Origin of the sequence: Erwinia sp. LJJL01 (assembly GCF_047300805.2) — a bacterium.
GTDB lineage: Bacteria > Pseudomonadota > Gammaproteobacteria > Enterobacterales > Enterobacteriaceae > Erwinia > Erwinia aphidicola.
The window spans coordinates 989,220-1,005,490 of sequence record NZ_CP178576.1; the positions used below are offsets into that span (position 1 = coordinate 989,220).

Annotated in this window: 14 protein-coding genes; 1 reads left to right on the forward strand and 13 read right to left on the reverse strand. The window is 58.7% G+C overall.

Going from position 1 to position 16,271, the window contains the following annotated elements:
* Positions 1-19: 19 nt before the first annotated feature.
* The 4 genes from fbaA to tkt all read right to left on the reverse strand — a co-directional run bounded on the left by fbaA (position 20) and on the right by tkt (position 5,711).
* Positions 20-1,099 carry a class II fructose-bisphosphate aldolase gene (fbaA, locus tag ACLI4M_RS05385; protein ID WP_048917233.1) on the reverse strand — a complete coding sequence of 360 codons (1,080 nt, stop codon included), beginning with the start codon at positions 1,097-1,099 and terminating at the stop codon, positions 20-22.
* A gap of 81 nt (positions 1,100-1,180) precedes the next feature.
* A complete protein-coding gene (gene pgk, locus ACLI4M_RS05390) occupies positions 1,181-2,347 on the reverse strand; it encodes a phosphoglycerate kinase (RefSeq protein ID WP_099753472.1) in 1,167 nt (388 codons plus the stop codon).
* Positions 2,348-2,396: 49 nt separating this feature from the next.
* Entirely contained in the window at positions 2,397-3,416 is a 1,020-nt protein-coding gene (gene epd, locus ACLI4M_RS05395; RefSeq protein WP_133622816.1) for an erythrose-4-phosphate dehydrogenase, read from the reverse strand.
* A 303-nt stretch (positions 3,417-3,719) separates the two neighbouring features.
* Positions 3,720-5,711: a transketolase gene (gene tkt / locus ACLI4M_RS05400; protein WP_099753471.1), complete on the reverse strand. Its 1,992-nt coding sequence runs from the start codon at positions 5,709-5,711 to the stop codon at positions 3,720-3,722.
* 288 nt (positions 5,712-5,999) lie between these two features.
* On the opposite strand from tkt, the gene ACLI4M_RS05405 reads away from it, so the two are divergent.
* Positions 6,000-6,752, forward strand: a complete 753-nt coding sequence (locus tag ACLI4M_RS05405) for a M48 family metallopeptidase (protein ID WP_048917237.1) — start codon at positions 6,000-6,002, stop codon at positions 6,750-6,752.
* Between the two features lie 41 nt (positions 6,753-6,793).
* On the opposite strand, the gene ACLI4M_RS05410 is transcribed toward ACLI4M_RS05405, so the two are convergent.
* Genes ACLI4M_RS05410 through ACLI4M_RS05450 form a run of 9 tightly spaced genes read right to left on the reverse strand, consistent with a single transcriptional unit; the run spans position 6,794 to position 16,181 of the window.
* Positions 6,794-8,428, reverse strand: coding sequence for a thiamine pyrophosphate-binding protein (locus ACLI4M_RS05410; protein WP_133625013.1), 1,635 nt, complete (start codon positions 8,426-8,428; stop codon positions 6,794-6,796).
* A 20-nt stretch (positions 8,429-8,448) separates the two neighbouring features.
* Complete coding sequence (locus tag ACLI4M_RS05415; protein ID WP_133622815.1) at positions 8,449-9,918, reverse strand: aldehyde dehydrogenase; 1,470 nt, start codon at positions 9,916-9,918, stop codon at positions 8,449-8,451.
* Positions 9,919-9,927: 9 nt separating this feature from the next.
* Positions 9,928-10,710 (reverse strand): aspartate dehydrogenase, encoded by a 783-nt coding sequence (locus ACLI4M_RS05420; RefSeq protein ID WP_133625012.1) that lies wholly within the window; start codon positions 10,708-10,710, stop codon positions 9,928-9,930.
* A 9-nt stretch (positions 10,711-10,719) separates the two neighbouring features.
* A complete protein-coding gene (locus ACLI4M_RS05425; protein WP_048918399.1) occupies positions 10,720-11,514 on the reverse strand; it encodes an SDR family oxidoreductase in 795 nt (264 codons plus the stop codon).
* Positions 11,498-12,277, reverse strand: coding sequence for an alpha/beta fold hydrolase (locus tag ACLI4M_RS05430; RefSeq protein WP_133622814.1), 780 nt, complete (start codon positions 12,275-12,277; stop codon positions 11,498-11,500). The genes ACLI4M_RS05425 and ACLI4M_RS05430 overlap by 17 nt, the downstream gene beginning before the upstream one ends.
* Positions 12,274-12,798, reverse strand: coding sequence for a cupin domain-containing protein (locus tag ACLI4M_RS05435; RefSeq protein WP_048918401.1), 525 nt, complete (start codon positions 12,796-12,798; stop codon positions 12,274-12,276). The genes ACLI4M_RS05430 and ACLI4M_RS05435 overlap by 4 nt, the downstream gene beginning before the upstream one ends.
* 12 nt (positions 12,799-12,810) lie before the next feature.
* Positions 12,811-14,040 carry an MFS transporter gene (locus ACLI4M_RS05440; RefSeq protein WP_133622813.1) on the reverse strand — a complete coding sequence of 410 codons (1,230 nt, stop codon included), beginning with the start codon at positions 14,038-14,040 and terminating at the stop codon, positions 12,811-12,813.
* 15 nt (positions 14,041-14,055) lie between these two features.
* On the reverse strand, positions 14,056-15,255 hold the full coding sequence (locus ACLI4M_RS05445; RefSeq protein ID WP_133622812.1) for an FAD-dependent oxidoreductase: 1,200 nt from the start codon (positions 15,253-15,255) through the stop codon (positions 14,056-14,058).
* Complete coding sequence (locus ACLI4M_RS05450) at positions 15,252-16,181, reverse strand: VOC family protein (protein ID WP_133622811.1); 930 nt, start codon at positions 16,179-16,181, stop codon at positions 15,252-15,254. The genes ACLI4M_RS05445 and ACLI4M_RS05450 overlap by 4 nt, the downstream gene beginning before the upstream one ends.
* Positions 16,182-16,271 lie beyond the last annotated feature (90 nt).

The window sequence follows — 16,271 nt, forward strand, 5'->3', positions numbered from 1 at the left end:
TTTTTGAGCAGAAGCTGAATTACAGTACGTCGACCGCGTTCAGTTCTTTAAATGCCTGCTCCAGGCGAACAATCATTGAAGACTGGGAAGCACGCAGCCATACGCGTGGATCGTAGTACTTCTTGTTCGGCTTATCAGCGCCTTCCGGGTTGCCCAGCTGCGCCTGCAGATAACCTTCGTTCTTTTTGTAGTACTGCAGGATGCCGTCCCAGGTTGCCCACTGGGTATCGGTATCAATGTTCATTTTGATCACGCCATAACCGATAGACTCTTCGATTTCAGCCGCAGATGAACCGGAACCGCCGTGGAATACGAAGTCCAGAGAGTTCACTGGCAGACCGTGTTTTTCGCTGACGTATTTCTGAGAATCACGCAGGATGGTCGGGGTCAGTTTCACGTTGCCTGGCTTGTACACGCCGTGCACGTTACCGAATGAAGCAGCGATAGTGAAACGTGGGCTGATGGCGTTCAGCTTGGTGTAAGCGTAATCAACGTCTTCTGGCTGGGTGTACAGCGCGGAAGCGTCCATGTGGCTGTTGTCCACGCCATCTTCTTCACCACCGGTGCAGCCCAGTTCAATTTCCAGGGTCATGTCGATTTTCGCCATGCGCGCCAGGTACTTGCTGCAGATCTCGATGTTTTCTTCCAGCGACTCTTCAGACAGGTCGATCATGTGAGAAGAGAACAGTGGCTTACCGGTTTTGGCGAAGTGAGCTTCACCCGCTTCCAGCAGGCCGTCGATCCACGGCAGCAGTTTCTTCGCGCAGTGGTCGGTGTGCAGGATAACCGGCACGCCGTAATGTTCAGCCATCAGATGCACGTGGTGTGCGCCAGAGATTGCGCCAAAGATAGCAGCAGCCTGTGGCTTATCTGATTTCAGGCCTTTACCGGCGATGAAGCCAGCGCCACCGTTGGAGAACTGAATGATGACCGGTGCTTTTACTTTCGCAGCGGTTTCCAGAACGGCATTGATGGAGTCAGTACCCACGCAGTTAACTGCTGGCAGGGCGAACTTGTTCTCTTTCGCCACTTTGAAGATCTTCTGAACGTCGTCACCGGTGACAACGCCTGGTTTTACGAAATCAAAAATTTTAGACATGTTAGCTTGTCCTGTTTCTTCGGTCGTATTAAAGGATTCAGATCTCACGCGGGGCATCAAACACCCCGCACTGAGGATTAATTAGTTCTGCTTCGCACGCTCTTCCAGCATGGCAACCGCAGGCAGAGTTTTGCCTTCCACGAACTCGAGGAATGCACCGCCACCGGTAGAGATATAGGAGATTTTATCTTCAATACCAAACAGGTCGATGGCCGCCAGCGTATCACCGCCGCCAGCGATGGAGAATGCGTCACTGTCTGCAATCGCTTTAGCAACGATTTCAGTGCCTTTACGGAAGTTAGGGAATTCGAACACGCCAACCGGGCCGTTCCACAGAATAGTTTTAGCTTCTTTCAACAGCTTAGCCATTGCTTCTGCGGTTTCATCACCGAAGTCCATGATCTCTTCATTGTCCTGAACTTCAGACACTTTCTTCACGGTAGACGGTGCAGTTTCAGAGAATTCCGTGCCGACGCGAGAGTCGGTAGGAACCGGGATTTTGAACTCATCGCGCAGTTTTTTCGCCGCTTCAACGAAATCTGGCTCGTACAGTGATTTACCGACGTTGTTGTCGATAGCCACGAAGGTGTTAGCAATACCACCGCCAACAATCACGGTGTCAGCAATCTTCACCAGCGAGTTCAGCACGTCAAACTTAGTGGAGACTTTTGAACCGCCAACCACTGCCACCATTGGGCGTGCAGGGGTTTTCAGGGCTTTACCCAGCGCTTCCAGTTCGTTGGCCAGCAGCGGGCCAGCACAGGCGATTGGGGCAAATTTACCCACGCCGTGCGTTGAAGCCTGTGCGCGGTGCGCGGTGCCGAAGGCGTCCATCACGTAGACGTCGCACAGGGCCGCGTATTTTTTAGAGAGCGCTTCGTCGTCTTTCTTTTCGCCCTTGTTAAAACGAACGTTTTCCAGGACCACCAGCTTGCCGGCTTCCAGCTCAACGCCGTCGAGGTACTCTTTCGCCAGGGAGACGTTTTCCGCGCCCAGCTTATCTTTCAGGTAGTTCACTACCGGCAGCAGTGAGAACTCTTCGTTGTATTCACCTTCGGTCGGGCGACCAAGGTGGGAGGTTACCATCACTTTTGCGCCCTGCTTCAGGGCCGCTTCGATGGTCGGCAATGAAGCACGAATTCGTGCATCAGACGTCACTTTCCCTTCTTTCACTGGCACGTTTAAATCGGAGCGAATTAGTACGCGTTTACCAGCAAGATCCAGATCGGTCATCTTAATTACAGACATGGTGAATCCTCTCGTTTAACTCTTAAGTTTTACAGGCGCAAACCGCGCCCTACCTGAAACCGCTTGCGGCCATCGCTAACGTGGTATCAATCATCCGGTTAGCAAAGCCCCATTCGTTGTCGCACCAGACTAAAGTCTTAATCAGGTGCTGACCGCTGACCCGCGTCTGCGTGCCGTCCACTATGGCACTGTGCGGATCGTGGTTAAAATCTATCGAGACTAACGGTAATTCCGTATAGTCAACTATACCACTAAATGCCCCTTCTGACGCACTTTGCAGCAGGGCGTTGACCTCACATGCCTTTACCGCATCACGCACGCTGACGCTCAGGTCAATGGCCGTCACGTTGATGGTCGGCACGCGCACCGCAATCGCTTCGAAGCGATCGTTAAATTTCGGAAAAATACGCGTAATGCCGGCGGCCAGTCGGGTGTCGACCGGAATAATCGACTGGCTGGCAGCGCGGGTGCGCCGTAAATCCGGGTGATAAGCATCAATCACCTGCTGGTCATGCATCGCCGAATGAATCGTGGTGACGGTGCCGGACTCAATACCCCAGGCATCATCCAGCAGCTTGATAATCGGAATGATGCAGTTAGTGGTACAGGAAGCATTCGACACCAGCAAATGCTCCGGCAGCAGCGCTTTCTCATTCACGCCGTAAACCACGGTGGCGTCCAGATCGTGGCCGCCCGGGTGAGAGAACAACACCTTTTTCGCCCCAGAGTGCAGGTGGGCTTCACCATCGGCACGGCTGCCATAAACGCCGGTACAGTCAAGCACGACATCAACATTCAGCTCTCGCCACGGCAGGTGCTCGATTTCTGCCACATGCAGCAGGCGGATGGTGTCATCCCCTACCGTCAGCAGGTCGCGCTCCTGACGCACGTCCCAGGCGAATCGCCCGTGGCTGGTATCGTATTTCAGCAAATGTGCCATGCCCGCGGCGTCCGCCAGCTCATTGATGGCGACGACCGTAATTTCAGCACGTCGCCCGGTCTCGTACAGCGCGCGTAAAACATTGCGCCCAATGCGACCAAACCCGTTTATGGCAATGCGAACCGTCATATTACTCCTGCACCAGAATTCACCGTAAAATCGGACAATTAGCCTGAGCCAGCCGTGGCGATTTGTACAGCAGATTCTTATCGAATGGTCGGCGAAAATAACAGGGCCCACTGACAACTGAAACGCTTCAGCCAGAATAATAGAAGTCAGGAATAATAGGAATGACTGGGATCAATTGCGGCGCGTAAGTTTGGATCTACGTCACAAATTTAGAATTTATCGGTGGGAACAAAAAAGGGGCGGGTATGCCCGCCCCCTACGCTATAACATCCTGAGGCGAGGCATGCCTCGCCCGCTGCGTGATTACAGCAGCGCTTTCGCTTTAGCGACCACGTTATCCACGGTGAAGCCAAACAGGTCGAACAGCTTCTCGGCCGGTGCAGACTCGCCGAAGCTGGTCATACCGACGATGGCACCGTTCAGGCCGGTGTATTTGAACCAGTAATCTGCGATACCGGCTTCAATCGCCACGCGCGCGCTGACAGCTTTCGGCAGCACCGATTCACGGTAAGCGGCATCCTGCTTGTCGAAGGCATCAGTAGACGGCATGGAAACCACGCGCGCCTTACGGCCTTCAGCAGTCAGCTGCTCATAAGCGCCCACCGCCAGCTCAACTTCTGAACCGGTAGCGATGAAGATGACCTCCGGCGTACCGTCGCAATCTTTCAGCACGTAAGCACCACGCGCAACGTTAGCCAGCTGCTCAGCGGTACGATCCTGCTGTGCCAGGTTCTGACGCGACAGGATCAGCGCAGTTGGGCCATCCTGACGTTCGATGCCATATTTCCACGCAATCGCCGACTCAACCTGGTCACACGGGCGCCAGGTGCTCATGTTCGGCGTCACGCGCAGGCTCGCCAGCTGCTCTACCGGCTGGTGAGTTGGGCCATCTTCGCCCAGACCGATAGAGTCATGGGTATAGACCATCACCTGACGGATCTTCATCAGTGCAGCCATACGCACCGCATTACGGGCATATTCGACAAACATCAGGAAGGTCGCGGTGTACGGCAGGAAACCACCGTGCAGGGTGATACCGTTAGCGATAGCGGTCATACCGAATTCGCGCACGCCGTAATGGATGTAGTTACCCGCTGCATCTTCGTTGATTGGCTTAGAACCAGACCACATCGTCAGGTTGCTTGGCGCCAGGTCAGCGGAGCCGCCCAGATATTCCGGCAGCAGTTTGCCAAAGGCTTCGATGGCATTCTGTGACGCTTTACGGCTGGCGATTTTCGCCGGGTTCGCCTGTAGCTGTTCAACAAACTTCTGCGACTCAGCAGCCCAGTTTGCCGGCAGCTCGTTATTCATGCGGCGCTTGAACTCAGCGGCCAGCTCCGGGAAGGCTTTAGCGTAGGCAGCAAACTTCTCGTCCCATGCAGCTTCTTTCGCCTGGCCCGCTTCTTTCGCGTCCCACTGTGCATAGATGTCTGAAGGAATTTCAAACGGCGCGTGGTTCCAGCCCAGCTGCTTACGGGTCAGTGCAATCTCTTCATCGCCCAGCGGCGCACCGTGGGAGTCGTGAGTACCGGCTTTGTTCGGCGAACCGAAGCCAATAACCGTTTTGCACATCAGCAGGGAAGGCTTATCGCTCACCGCTTTGGCTTCTTCCACCGCTTTCTTAATCGCGTCCGCATCATGACCGTCCACGCCGCGCACCACGTGCCAGCCGTAAGACTCGAAGCGCTGCGCGGTGTCATCGGTGAACCAGCCATCAATGTGGCCGTCGATGGAGATACCGTTGTCATCATAGAACGCGACCAGTTTACCCAGCTTCAGCGTACCCGCCAGCGAGCACACTTCGTGCGAGATGCCTTCCATCATGCAGCCGTCGCCCATGAACACGTAGGTGTTATGGTCAACAATATCGTGGCCCGGACGGTTAAACTGCGCGGCCAGCGTGCGTTCTGCAATAGCAAAACCGACCGCGTTGGCGATACCCTGGCCCAGTGGACCGGTGGTGGTTTCCACGCCTACGGTGTAGCCGTATTCAGGGTGACCTGGGGTTTTGGAGTGCAGCTGACGGAAGTTAGCCAGTTCACTGATTGGCAGATCGTAACCGCTGAGGTGCAGCAGGCTATAGATCAGCATTGAGCCGTGGCCGTTTGACAGCACGAAGCGGTCGCGGTCTGCCCACAGCGGGTTAGTCGGGTTGTGATTCAGGAAGTCACGCCACAGAACTTCGGCGATATCGGCCATGCCCATTGGGGCGCCCGGGTGGCCGGATTTGGCTTTTTGCACCGCATCCATACTCAATGCGCGAATGGCGTTGGCAAGCTCTTTACGAGAAGACATTTTCTACTCCAGGTCGGATTTAACGCTTCGCCGTCCTTAACCTATTGTAATGAATGAGTTATCAGGCAAAGCCGAAGGAAAGTCGACAATCAATGTACATGAAACACGGGTAACATGTACATGGCGCAGGATGTAAAAAAAGTCACATTAGTGGCCCTTTCGGAGCAGTGGTGCTATGCATTTATACCAGCAAAGGCTATAACTCCGGTTTCGCTGGCAATAATTCGCCCAGCATAAATTGACAACTTTTTGATTTCTATACCTTGTTACCTAAATGGATGAACTGGAATGATGAAACGTATTTCTGTTAGCGCGATCGCACTCGCGACATTAGTTTCCGGCTGTCAGAATTTTGACAGCAATGCCCTGATGCAGTCAGGCGCGCAGGCTTACCAGGCTGCTACCCTGAGCGATGCGCAGGTTAAAGAGCTGAGCGAAAAATCCTGTCAGCAGATGGACAGCGAAGCGCAGATTGCTCCCGCCAGCAGCACTTATGCTCAACGCCTGAAGAAGATCTCCGCTGCGCTGGGCGACAATATCAACGGCACGCCGGCTAACTACAAAGTCTACGTCACCAAAGATGTCAACGCGTGGGCGATGGCAAACGGCTGCATCCGCGTTTACAGCGGCCTGATGGATATGATGACCGATAATGAAGTGGAAGGTGTGCTGGGCCACGAAATGGGCCACGTCGCGCTGGGCCACTCGCGCAAAGCGATGCAGCTGGCTTACTCCACCACCGCTATCCGCACCGCGGCCGCTTCTGCTGGCGGTATTGCCGCTTCGCTGTCTCAGTCGCAGCTGGGTGACCTGGGTGAAAAACTGGTGAACGCGCAGTTCTCCCAGAGCCAGGAATCACAGGCCGATGACTACTCGTTTGATCTGCTGAAAAAACGCAACATCAACCCGCAGGGTCTGGTGACCAGTTTCGAGAAGCTGGCCAAGCTGGAAGGCACGCACGAAAGCAGCATGTTTGACTCGCATCCGGCTTCTCAGGCGCGCGCCGACCATATCAAAGAGCGTATCGCGGCCGGTAAGTAATTCCGGGCGCGGCAGGGGGCGGGCATGCCCGCCCCGAATCATTAATATAAGGTTTTCTGCGGCGGACCGGCAAAATGCAATGGTCCGATTTCGCTCATTTTAACCTCCACCAGCGTTGGCCCCGGCATCGCTATCGCTTCCGCCAGCACGCTGCTGAACATGGCGGCATCGCTGATGCTCCAGGCCTGCATCCCCATCGACTGCGCCAGCAGGGTATAATCCGGCGTGTGCAGTTCGTTGTAATACTGCCGCCCGCCAAAATACTTATCCTGAATGCCACGCATCACGCCGTAACCTCCGTCGTTCATCACCAGCAGCGTCACGTTAGCCCGCTCCTGTACCAGCGTCGCCAGCTCGCCGACGCCCAGTGCCAGCCCGCCGTCTCCGACCAGACCAACCACTTTACGCTGCGGATTGGCCAGCGCGCTGCCAATCGCCATCGCCAGCCCCATCCCGATTGCCCCCGCCAGCGAATGAATATTGGCTAAGGCACCGTTGGCACGCAGTAAACGGCTGCCCCAGACGCTGCCGGAAACGGTAATATCACGCACCAGAATCCCCTGCGCAGGCAGCGCGGCGGCAACGGCATCGTTCAGCCCGGCATACACTCCGCACTGCGCGCGCAGTTCACGCTCCGCTTCTGCTACCGCCTGCGCAATCTGACGATCGCCCGCCACATCACTGACCGGTGACAGGCGCTGTGCCAGTGCATTCAGCAGCGCACGGCAGTCGTAGTTCAGCACCTCATCCGCCAGATAATTTCGGCTGGCCGCTGCCGGGTCGATATCAATCTGCACCCGCGGCTGTGGCAGCGTCAGGGTCCAGCTGCGCGTCTCATTACTGCGCAGGCGCGAACCGGCGATCAGCGTTAAGTCACATTCTGCCATCACGCTTTCCACCGCAGAAGAGTTGTGAAATGCGCGCAGGCTGCGCGGATGAGCATCCGGTAAAATACCGCGACCGTGCGCGCTGGAGATCACCCTAAACCCGGCATCGGCCAGTTTTCTTATGGCCTCACTACAGCCTGATGCTCCGCCGCCGACCCACAGCAGGGGGCGGCTGGCACGTTTCACCTTTTCCGCCAGTGCGGCAATCACGCTTTCCGGCGGCGCTGGCGGAGAAAGAGGAGCGACCGGCGTCGTCACCAGCGAGTCGGGTATCAGGCTGTTCTGGATATCTATCGGGATCTCAACCGAAACCGGACCGCACGGCGGCGTCTGAGCTATCTGAATTGCCCGGTGCAGCAGCGCCACCGCCTGCTGCGGCGAGTGCACGCGCAGCGCGGCTTTACCGCTGCTGCGCAGCAGCCCGAGCTGATCGCGGGCTTCGTGAATAAATCCGCTGTCGGCATCAAGATATGCCTTCTCAACCTGCCCCGTCAGATGCAGCAGAGGCGTACCGGCGTTCATCGCTTCGAGCAGCGATCCCACCGCATTGCCCGCTCCGGCACCGGTACTGGTTAACGCTACGCCCAACCCGCTGAACCTGCCGTGCGCATCAGCCATGGTCACCGCACCCGCCTCGCCGCGAGCGGGAACAAAGTGCAGCCTCCCGCGCTGGCCGATGGCATCGGCAATTGGTAAATTGTGAATAGAGATAATCCCATACAGCGTTTTAACCCCGTATAACTCAAGAGTCCGCGCCAGCGCTTCACCCACCGTTATCATTTCGCTCATCGCTACTTCCCGTTCCATAGTTAGTCACTCCAGGCGTTAATTGCCGGGGTCATAGCCAGATAGATGCTCTTCTGCTGCATCCAGGCCTTAATGCCCTGCAGCCCCTTTTCGCGCCCAAGCCCACTCTGCTTGAAACCGCCAAACTGCGTGGCTATCGAAAAGACTTTGTAGGTGTTGATCCACACCGTTCCGCACTCCAGCCGATCGGCAAGCTGCAAGGCATAAGGGATGTCGCGCGTCCAGATGCCGGCCGCCAGGCCATAGATCGAATCATTGGCCTGCGCTATCAGCTGCTGCTCATCATCGAACGGCATCACCACCAGCACCGGGCCGAAGATCTCCTCCTGGCACACTCTTGCCGCGTTATTCAGCCCGGCGATAATCGTCGGCTGGAACCAGTTACCTTTCGCCAGCGCCGGATCGGCAGGGATCTCTCCCCCGCACAAAATCTCGCCACCCTCTTCCCGCGCCAGCGCCACATAGTCCATCACCGACTGGCGATGCTCGGGGCCGATCAGCGGGCCAATATGGGTGCCGGGACGCAATGGGTCGCCAAGACGCAGGCCATCCGTTAACTGCAGCAGTCTGTCGATCAGTCGTGGGTAGAGCGCGCGATGAATAAACAGCCGCGATCCGGCAATGCACGCCTGCCCGCCAGAGCTGAAAATACCGTAGCAAATGCCGCGTGCGGCCTGCTCAATATCGGCGTCGGCCAGCACAATGGTCGGGGATTTCCCCCCCAGCTCCAGCGAAGTGCCGATCAGTTTGTCCGCCGCGATATGCGCCAGCCGCTGCCCGGTGCGGGTTCCACCGGTAAAGGAGATCTTCTTCACCAGTGAATGACGCGCCAGCGCTTCCCCGACTATTGAGCCTTTGCCCGGCAGTACGCTCAGTAGCCCCGGCGGCAGCCCGGCCTGCTCAAACAGCGCGGCCAGCTCCAGCGCCATCAGCGGCGTGGCTTCCGCCGGTTTCAGCACCACGGCATTGCCTGCCGCCAGCGCCGGGGCAATTTTTTGCATCTCACTGGCAATCGGTGAGTTCCACGGCGTGATTGCCGCCACCACGCCGATCGGCTCATAGCGACTGAGAGTAATAAAGTCGTTGCTGCGCGGCGGCGGGAGCTCCCCCTCCATCACTTCACAGACGGCCGCAAAATAGTGGGCGGTTGCGGCAGCGCTGGCGACCAGCCCGCGCGTCTCCGCCAGCGGTTTGCCGTTGTCGCGCGTCTGCAGCTGCGCCAGTGCCTCCAGCCGTTGCGTAATCAGCTCACCCACACGATGCAGGATCGCGGCACGCTGGTGTGGCAGCCTCTGCCGCCACTGCGGCGCCCGCCAGGCGCGCTCGGCCGCGTTAACGGCCAGCTCAACATCGTCCAGGCTGGCGGCATGCAGCCAGGCATTAACCGATCCATCGGCCGGGTTAGTGCTGCAAAAACGCTCACCGCGCCCTTCGCGCCACTCGCCGGCCAGGTACAGCTTTAACGTTTCCATCAGGATTCCTTAGAGATAGAGCAGCTGACGGCAGGCCTGTACGGCACTGAGTGCTGCCAGCATGGAGGTTTTCGCATTGCTGCTTAGCGGGTAACCACGAAGTTCCAGGTACAAATCGCCGAACTTTCCCGCCGCCTGTAGCGTATGGGTATTGCGCTGCGTTGTCGGGTCAACCATCAGCTCAACCTGCGTCTGGTCCATCCCAATCCCAGCCAGAGCAATGGTTGCCGCCACATTGGCGTTAGCCGGGAACAGTCGTGCAGCTTCACGCGCGCTGCCGCGCCAGAACACCTGACGTTCGCTGACCGCCATCAGGTCTATCTGCGTTTCTGCATGGCTACCCCGCCAGCTGGCCGGGCTTTTACACGACTGATAGATCACATGATCCAATCCGCCCTCGCGCGCGGCAGCCAGCCCGTCCAGCCCGGCGACGGCACCAGAAAGCGGGATCAACCGTCCCTCCCCGCTATGGCAGGCCGCCAGCAGGCGCTGATGCAGTAACTCATCCGCCAGCGCGCCGGTAGAAATCACCGCCAGCCACCAGCCGCGCAGCAGAACATATTGAGCATATTCGACGACTGCCTGCTGGCTGGCGCACTCCAACACCAGCTGCGGCTGCCCGTCACAGGCTGCGGGAGAAGTCAGTGCGGCAACCCGAGCGCCAAAGCGATCGCGGATCGCCGCATGATGGCTTTCCCGCGCCACTATCCAGCCAGGCTCAACGCCCTGCGGCAGCCGCGCCAGGACTTCCTGGGCCATGGCACCAAAGCCGATTAGCATGATCTTTTTCATCATTTACCCTCATAGCTGGCGGGAAAAGCCGCCTGAGACATCCAGCGCCGCCCCGGTAGTGAAAGAAGCCAGCGGCGAGGCGAGAAACAGCAGCGCGCGGGCCGCCTCTTCCGGCTTGCCAAGCCTGCCGAGCGGGATCCCGCGCCGCCGGGCCAGCGCAGTCGTCCACTGCTCCCAGTTGAGATCGCGATCTTCCCGCTGCTCAAAGCGCCGCCGCCACTGGCCGGACTCCACCATGCCGAGCAGGATCGAATTCACCCGAACACCTTTAGCGATCAGATCTTTCGACAGCGTTAGCGTCATGTTCAATAGCGCAGCCCGCGCCGCAGAGGTGGCAATCATGTGCTCCTCCGGCTGGCGTGCCAGCAGCGAATTGACGCAGGTCACCGAAGCCATATCCGACTGTTCCAGCCACGGCAAAAATGCCTGCAGCGGGTTGAGCACGCCAAACAGTTTCAGCCCGGCTTCCTGCAGCCAGGCATCGCGCGGCGTGTCTGCGTAGTTCGCCACATAGCCCTGCCCGGCGTTGTTAATCAGCATATCCACCGCGCCAAAACGTTTGCTGACCGCCAGCGCAAAGCGCTCAACCTGCTCCTGCACCAGCACATCACAGTGGTGCGCCAGCATATCGGCATCGGGGAACTGCTCCCGCAGCGCAGCCTGCGCACTGGCCAGTCGCGCCGTATCGCGCCCGCAGAAGGCCACTCTGGCGCCGGCTTCCAGTAACAGCTGTAACGTGGCGAAGCCGATGCCGGAGGACCCCCCGGTAACCACCGCCACGCGCCCGTTAATTTGCAGGTTCATTTTCGGCCTCCGTTATACGCTGCAGCTGGCGATTAAAAAAAGCCGCATTATCGAGATAGCAGGCATGCCCGGCAGTCGGGATCGTCAGGTAAGGCAGACTCCAGCGGCGCGCAAGCTCACGCACCCGTGCTGGCGGCGTAATCTCATCCTGCTCACCGCACCACACCTCTGTCGGGCAGTGAATATCCGCCAGCCAGTGATGGATATCCTCCGTGGCCAGCATGGATGCCGCCTGGAGATATGCCGCCCGATTTAGCCGCCGCATTCCCGCCGCCACCGTGGCAATATCGCGCTCGTCAGCCCGCGGGCGCAGCAGATGCGCAGCACGGTCGTCGGCCAGCGTCTTCAGCCCGCCAGCCAGCTGCTGTTCCCGCTGTTCCAGCACCTGGCGTTGCTGCTCCGGCGCGGCGCTGCCGTAGCCCTGCGCCGGATCGGCCAGCACCAGACGCGTAACGCGCTGTGGATAGCGCGCGGCGAACGCGCTGCCGATCAGCGCCCCCAGCGAGTGCCCGACCACCACCGCCCGTGAGATATGGGCATCATCCAGCATCTGCGCCAGCATATCGGCATACAGCGCGGCGGTGGGATGGGGGTGAGTGAGCGGCTGGCTCTGCCCGTAACCCGGCGCATCCCACGCCAGCATGTGGCAACACTGCTGCAGGCCGCTGTTATTTAGCTGCTTATGCCAGTTGCCGCTGCCGGAGCTGATGCCGTGCAGCAGCACCAGCGCCGGTCCATTTCCGGTCTCCCACCATTGGATCATTGACGTTTCACCTTAGCCAGCGGGTGATCGTGCGGATAGGTCGGGATATGCGGTTTCGCGGTGCCCAGCATCACGCACATCAACGCTTCTTCCTCGCCATGGTTAAACAGGCCGCGGTAAATGCCGGCAGGAACCGAGATCAGGTCACGTTCGTTGAGCACCGTTTCGCAGTAGCTGTCGCCCTCTTTGATCATCAGCGTGATGCAGCCTTTCAGCATGAAAAATACCTCTTCCACATCGTCATGCAGATGCAGCGGGCCTTCACTTTTCGCCGGTAGCACCATGGTTGAGAAGGTGAAATGCTCAGCAGGAACGGTGTTGCTGTCGCTGGACACGCCCGTCGCTCCGGTGCCGATATAGCGCATTTGAGCGCGGCGATATTTCGGGTCGAAGTCGGCCTGAAATTTCAGCGCGCTCCAGTCATATTTACGCCCGGAAAAACGTGCAATGCGCGACTCCACCCACTCATCCATTGACAGGTTGGCAGGTTTAACGGCAGCTTTAGTGATGCTTTCTGACATGGTTGATACTCCTCAGTAACGTTTCAGGATCGGCAGTAACAGCACGCAGCCCGCTGCGGCCACCACCACCAGAAACAGCAGGCCGCTGTCCATGCTGTGAGATTCGGCGATTATTGCCCCCATCAGTAGCGGTGCCAGCGCGCCGGCAAAATTCCCCAGCCCGTTAAACACACCGCCGGCGGCCGCGCTAACGTTGGGTGGCGTGGCTTTTGCCAGCAGGGCAAAGATATTCGGCGCCCCCGCGCCCCACATAAATGTGCTGAAGCTCATGGCAGCAATCACGCCCCCCTGCTGCTGGAGATGCAGCACTGCCAGCAGGCCGATTGCCGCGCCCCCCAGAGAGATAAAACAGGCCAGCGCACGGCGATCGGCACGGTCAGAGAGCCAGGACCCCACCCCTTCGCCTGCCAGCATGGCGATAAACGGCAGCGAAGAGAGCCAGCCCACATCCCGCAGATGAATGCCGCGCCCCTCCACCAGATAGCTGGGCAGCCAGCCGTTAATGCCCCACAGGTAGGTGAGATAGGTGATGTTGAACAGGCAGATAAGCCAGAAGTGACCGTTTCGATAGAGCAGCGCACGTGCCGCTTTGCGCGGCTGAGCGTTGCTGCGCGTCGCCGTCATTCCGCGGCGAATATTGCGTAGCGCGAGACAAATCCAGCCCACCACAGGCAGCGTCAGCAGAGCCATAAACCAGAAGGTGCTCTGCCAGCCAAAGTGGCCGAGAATAAACAGCGAGAGCGGAAAACCGATGGCGGCACCGATAGGCGTTCCCAGCAGCCACAGCATGGTGGCGCGCGCCTGCAGGTGCTGCTGGAAGTTATTGCGCACCACGGCAAATGCCAGCGGGAACAGCGGCCCTTCCGCCACGCCCAGTGCGATGCGCAATCCCAGCATGGTCCGATAGGAGTGACAGAAGCCCATCGCCACCATCAGCAGGCACCAGAGCAGCATCATGCCCACCAGTAAACGCTGCGGGTTGATGCGGTCGCCCAGCCCGCTGAGCAGCATCGAGGAGAAGCCATAGCTGAGCAGAAAGGCACTCATTAATAGCCCCAGGCGGGTGGTGTCAAAACTCAGCCCCATCGCCTGCTGAAATTGCACGTCAGAAAACAGGGCGGCAATGCTCACCTTGTCAAAAAAGGCCAGCAGCACGCAGGCAAACAGTGCCAGCGGGATCGACCAGCGAACCGTTTCAGCCTGCTGAGCGACCGTAAGCGGTGGGTGTTCAAGAGTACTCATCTGCCCGATCTCCGCTTACCGTAACGACATCAGTGAAAAGTCGGGGTCAGCCAGCTGCGCCGCATCCAGCTGGCGCTGAGCCAGCATCCAGCGCTTCGCCAGCTTAATGCTGCGCGCATCGTTAAACGCCACCAGCTGCTGCAGACGGCTGTCCGCTCCCAGACGGAACCACAGCCCACCTCCGGGCTGCGGCCGGACAATCGTCCTTCCCGCGTCACCGGGCAGGCCGAGGATCTGAATATTGACGTCGTATTGATCCGACCATAGCCAGGGGATCTCGCCATAGCCTGCCGCCTGCGGATCGAGCAGGGCCTGCGCGGTAGCAATGGCCTGATTTTGGGCAAAGGCCCAGGACTGCAACGAGATACCGTATTGCGGATGGCGCGCCACATCGCCGATGGCAAAAATTGCCGGATCGCTGGTCTGCCCGCGGGCATCCACTACGATGCCATTCGCCACCTCAAGCCCGGCCTGCTGCGCCAGTTCAAGATTTAGCTCAATCCCAATCCCCACCACCACGCGGTCAAAGGTTTCGGCTTCGCTGCTCGCGCAGCTCAGCTGTGGCCGATCGTGCTGTTGATGAAGTACGATTTCACCGCAGTCGAGATGCAGCCGCACCCCGTGCCGCTGATGTAGCGCCAGCAGCGCCGCCGACACCGCCGGGTCAATACTGCGTTGGCACAGCGCGGGCTGCCGTTCAAACAGCGTGACGGCAATACCTTTGCTGCGGGCAGAAGCGGCAATTTCTAATCCAATCCAGCCGCCGCCAACCACCGCCAGGTGCTGACAGTCGTTGAGCCCGGCTTTCAGCGAGATGGCGTCCTGCCAGCTGCGTAAGCTGTGAATACGGGGATGGTTATGCCACTCGCGCCCCGGCAGGCGAGGACGGCTGCCGGTAGCAATCAGCAGCCGATCGTAGGCCAGCTGCTGACCATCGCTGAGCAGCACGCGCTTTTGCCCGCGCAGGATCTGTTCGGCGCGCAGCGGGCGATACCAGCTGAGATCGAGTGCTGCCTGCACGGGCTCGCTAAACAGGCGAGTCAGGGCGACCTCATCCTGCAACAGCACACTTTTCGACAGCGGCGGTCGCTCATAAAAGTCCCACGGCTCGTCGGCCACCACGCTGATACGCTGGTCGTAGCCACCATCGCGCAGGGTTTTTGCCGCCCAGCCCGCCGCCTGCCCGCCGCCGATAATGACGATCCCGGCGCTCATAGCGCTTCCTCACGCTTAAGCTGGCGGCGGGTGGTGTAGTCGATACCCCCTTCTACCGCCCATTCAGTAAAGGAGACCAGCGAGTGCTCCAGCTCACGCGGCTGCCAGTTTTCCGTCAGCCAGTCATCGTTGGTGTAATACTCAAACGCACCACCAGCCGGGCTGTTGACGTACCAGAAATAGGCGGAAGAGACCGGATGGCGGCCGGGGCCAATAAAGGTGCTCCAGTGCTGTTTGTTCATCGCCAACCCACCGCCGACCACTTCATGGATATCGCGCACGGTGAACGCCACGTGGTTCAAACCGCGTTTACCATTCGGCAGCTGCAGTAAAAACAGGGTGTGATGGCCACCGCGCTGCTGAGCCCGCAGGAAGACCGCGCGATCGATATAGCGGTCAGAAATCTCGAAGCCGAGCACTTCGCGATAAAACTTCTCCGTCTGCGCCAGGTCGCTAACAAAAAACACCACGTGACCAATATTGATTGGCGTAGCCTGGGAATAGACCGGGCTGGGCTGGTCGATACGGCGAATATCGTCCCACTGGTTGATGCCCGGAACATCGAGCTCAACCTTTCGCTGCTGGCGGACAACAATACGCAGCGCCATACCATTAGGATCGGTGCAGTACAGCGCCCCGCCGCGCTCCTGATAACTGGGCTGGTCACGCATTTTCTGCGCAATGGCGGCCAGTGCCGCTGCGTCTCGTACGCCCCAGGTGACGCGCCGCAGGGTGGAGCCTGCTTCGAAGGGCACTGGCAGGTCAGGATTGTCCAGCGGGCTGAATTCAACCTGTGCGCCGCTCAGCGTTTGAAACAGACGATCGCTGCCGTTCACCGGCGACAGGCCAAAATCACGGATGAACTTGCTGCACAGTGGCGGGTCTTCAACGCCAAATTCCAGCTTTTCAATTCCAGTTACGCGCATGCTCTCTGCCTCTTTTTTGTTCAAAATGACGAATCTGGACGTAGAGATCCCCGACGCAATTAAGCGCCTGAAAAATTTACGCAGTTATTG

Coding starts and splice junctions, on each gene's coding strand:
- epd (WP_133622816.1), bottom strand. CDS start 3,416: ATGACGGTTCGCATTGCCATAAACGGGTTTGGTCGCATTGGGCGCAAT.
- ACLI4M_RS05425 (WP_048918399.1), bottom strand. CDS start 11,514: ATGAACCTGCAAATTAACGGGCGCGTGGCGGTGGTTACCGGGGGGTCC.
- ACLI4M_RS05445 (WP_133622812.1), bottom strand. CDS start 15,255: ATGAGCGCCGGGATCGTCATTATCGGCGGCGGGCAGGCGGCGGGCTGG.
- ACLI4M_RS05430 (WP_133622814.1), bottom strand. CDS start 12,277: ATGATCCAATGGTGGGAGACCGGAAATGGACCGGCGCTGGTGCTGCTG.
- ACLI4M_RS05450 (WP_133622811.1), bottom strand. CDS start 16,181: ATGCGCGTAACTGGAATTGAAAAGCTGGAATTTGGCGTTGAAGACCCG.
- ACLI4M_RS05420 (WP_133625012.1), bottom strand. CDS start 10,710: ATGAAAAAGATCATGCTAATCGGCTTTGGTGCCATGGCCCAGGAAGTC.
- ACLI4M_RS05440 (WP_133622813.1), bottom strand. CDS start 14,040: ATGAGTACTCTTGAACACCCACCGCTTACGGTCGCTCAGCAGGCTGAA.
- tkt (WP_099753471.1), bottom strand. CDS start 5,711: ATGTCTTCTCGTAAAGAGCTTGCCAACGCCATTCGCGCATTGAGTATG.
- pgk (WP_099753472.1), bottom strand. CDS start 2,347: ATGTCTGTAATTAAGATGACCGATCTGGATCTTGCTGGTAAACGCGTA.
- ACLI4M_RS05435 (WP_048918401.1), bottom strand. CDS start 12,798: ATGTCAGAAAGCATCACTAAAGCTGCCGTTAAACCTGCCAACCTGTCA.
- ACLI4M_RS05415 (WP_133622815.1), bottom strand. CDS start 9,918: ATGGAAACGTTAAAGCTGTACCTGGCCGGCGAGTGGCGCGAAGGGCGC.
- fbaA (WP_048917233.1), bottom strand. CDS start 1,099: ATGTCTAAAATTTTTGATTTCGTAAAACCAGGCGTTGTCACCGGTGAC.
- ACLI4M_RS05410 (WP_133625013.1), bottom strand. CDS start 8,428: ATGAGCGAAATGATAACGGTGGGTGAAGCGCTGGCGCGGACTCTTGAG.
- ACLI4M_RS05405 (WP_048917237.1), top strand. CDS start 6,000: ATGATGAAACGTATTTCTGTTAGCGCGATCGCACTCGCGACATTAGTT.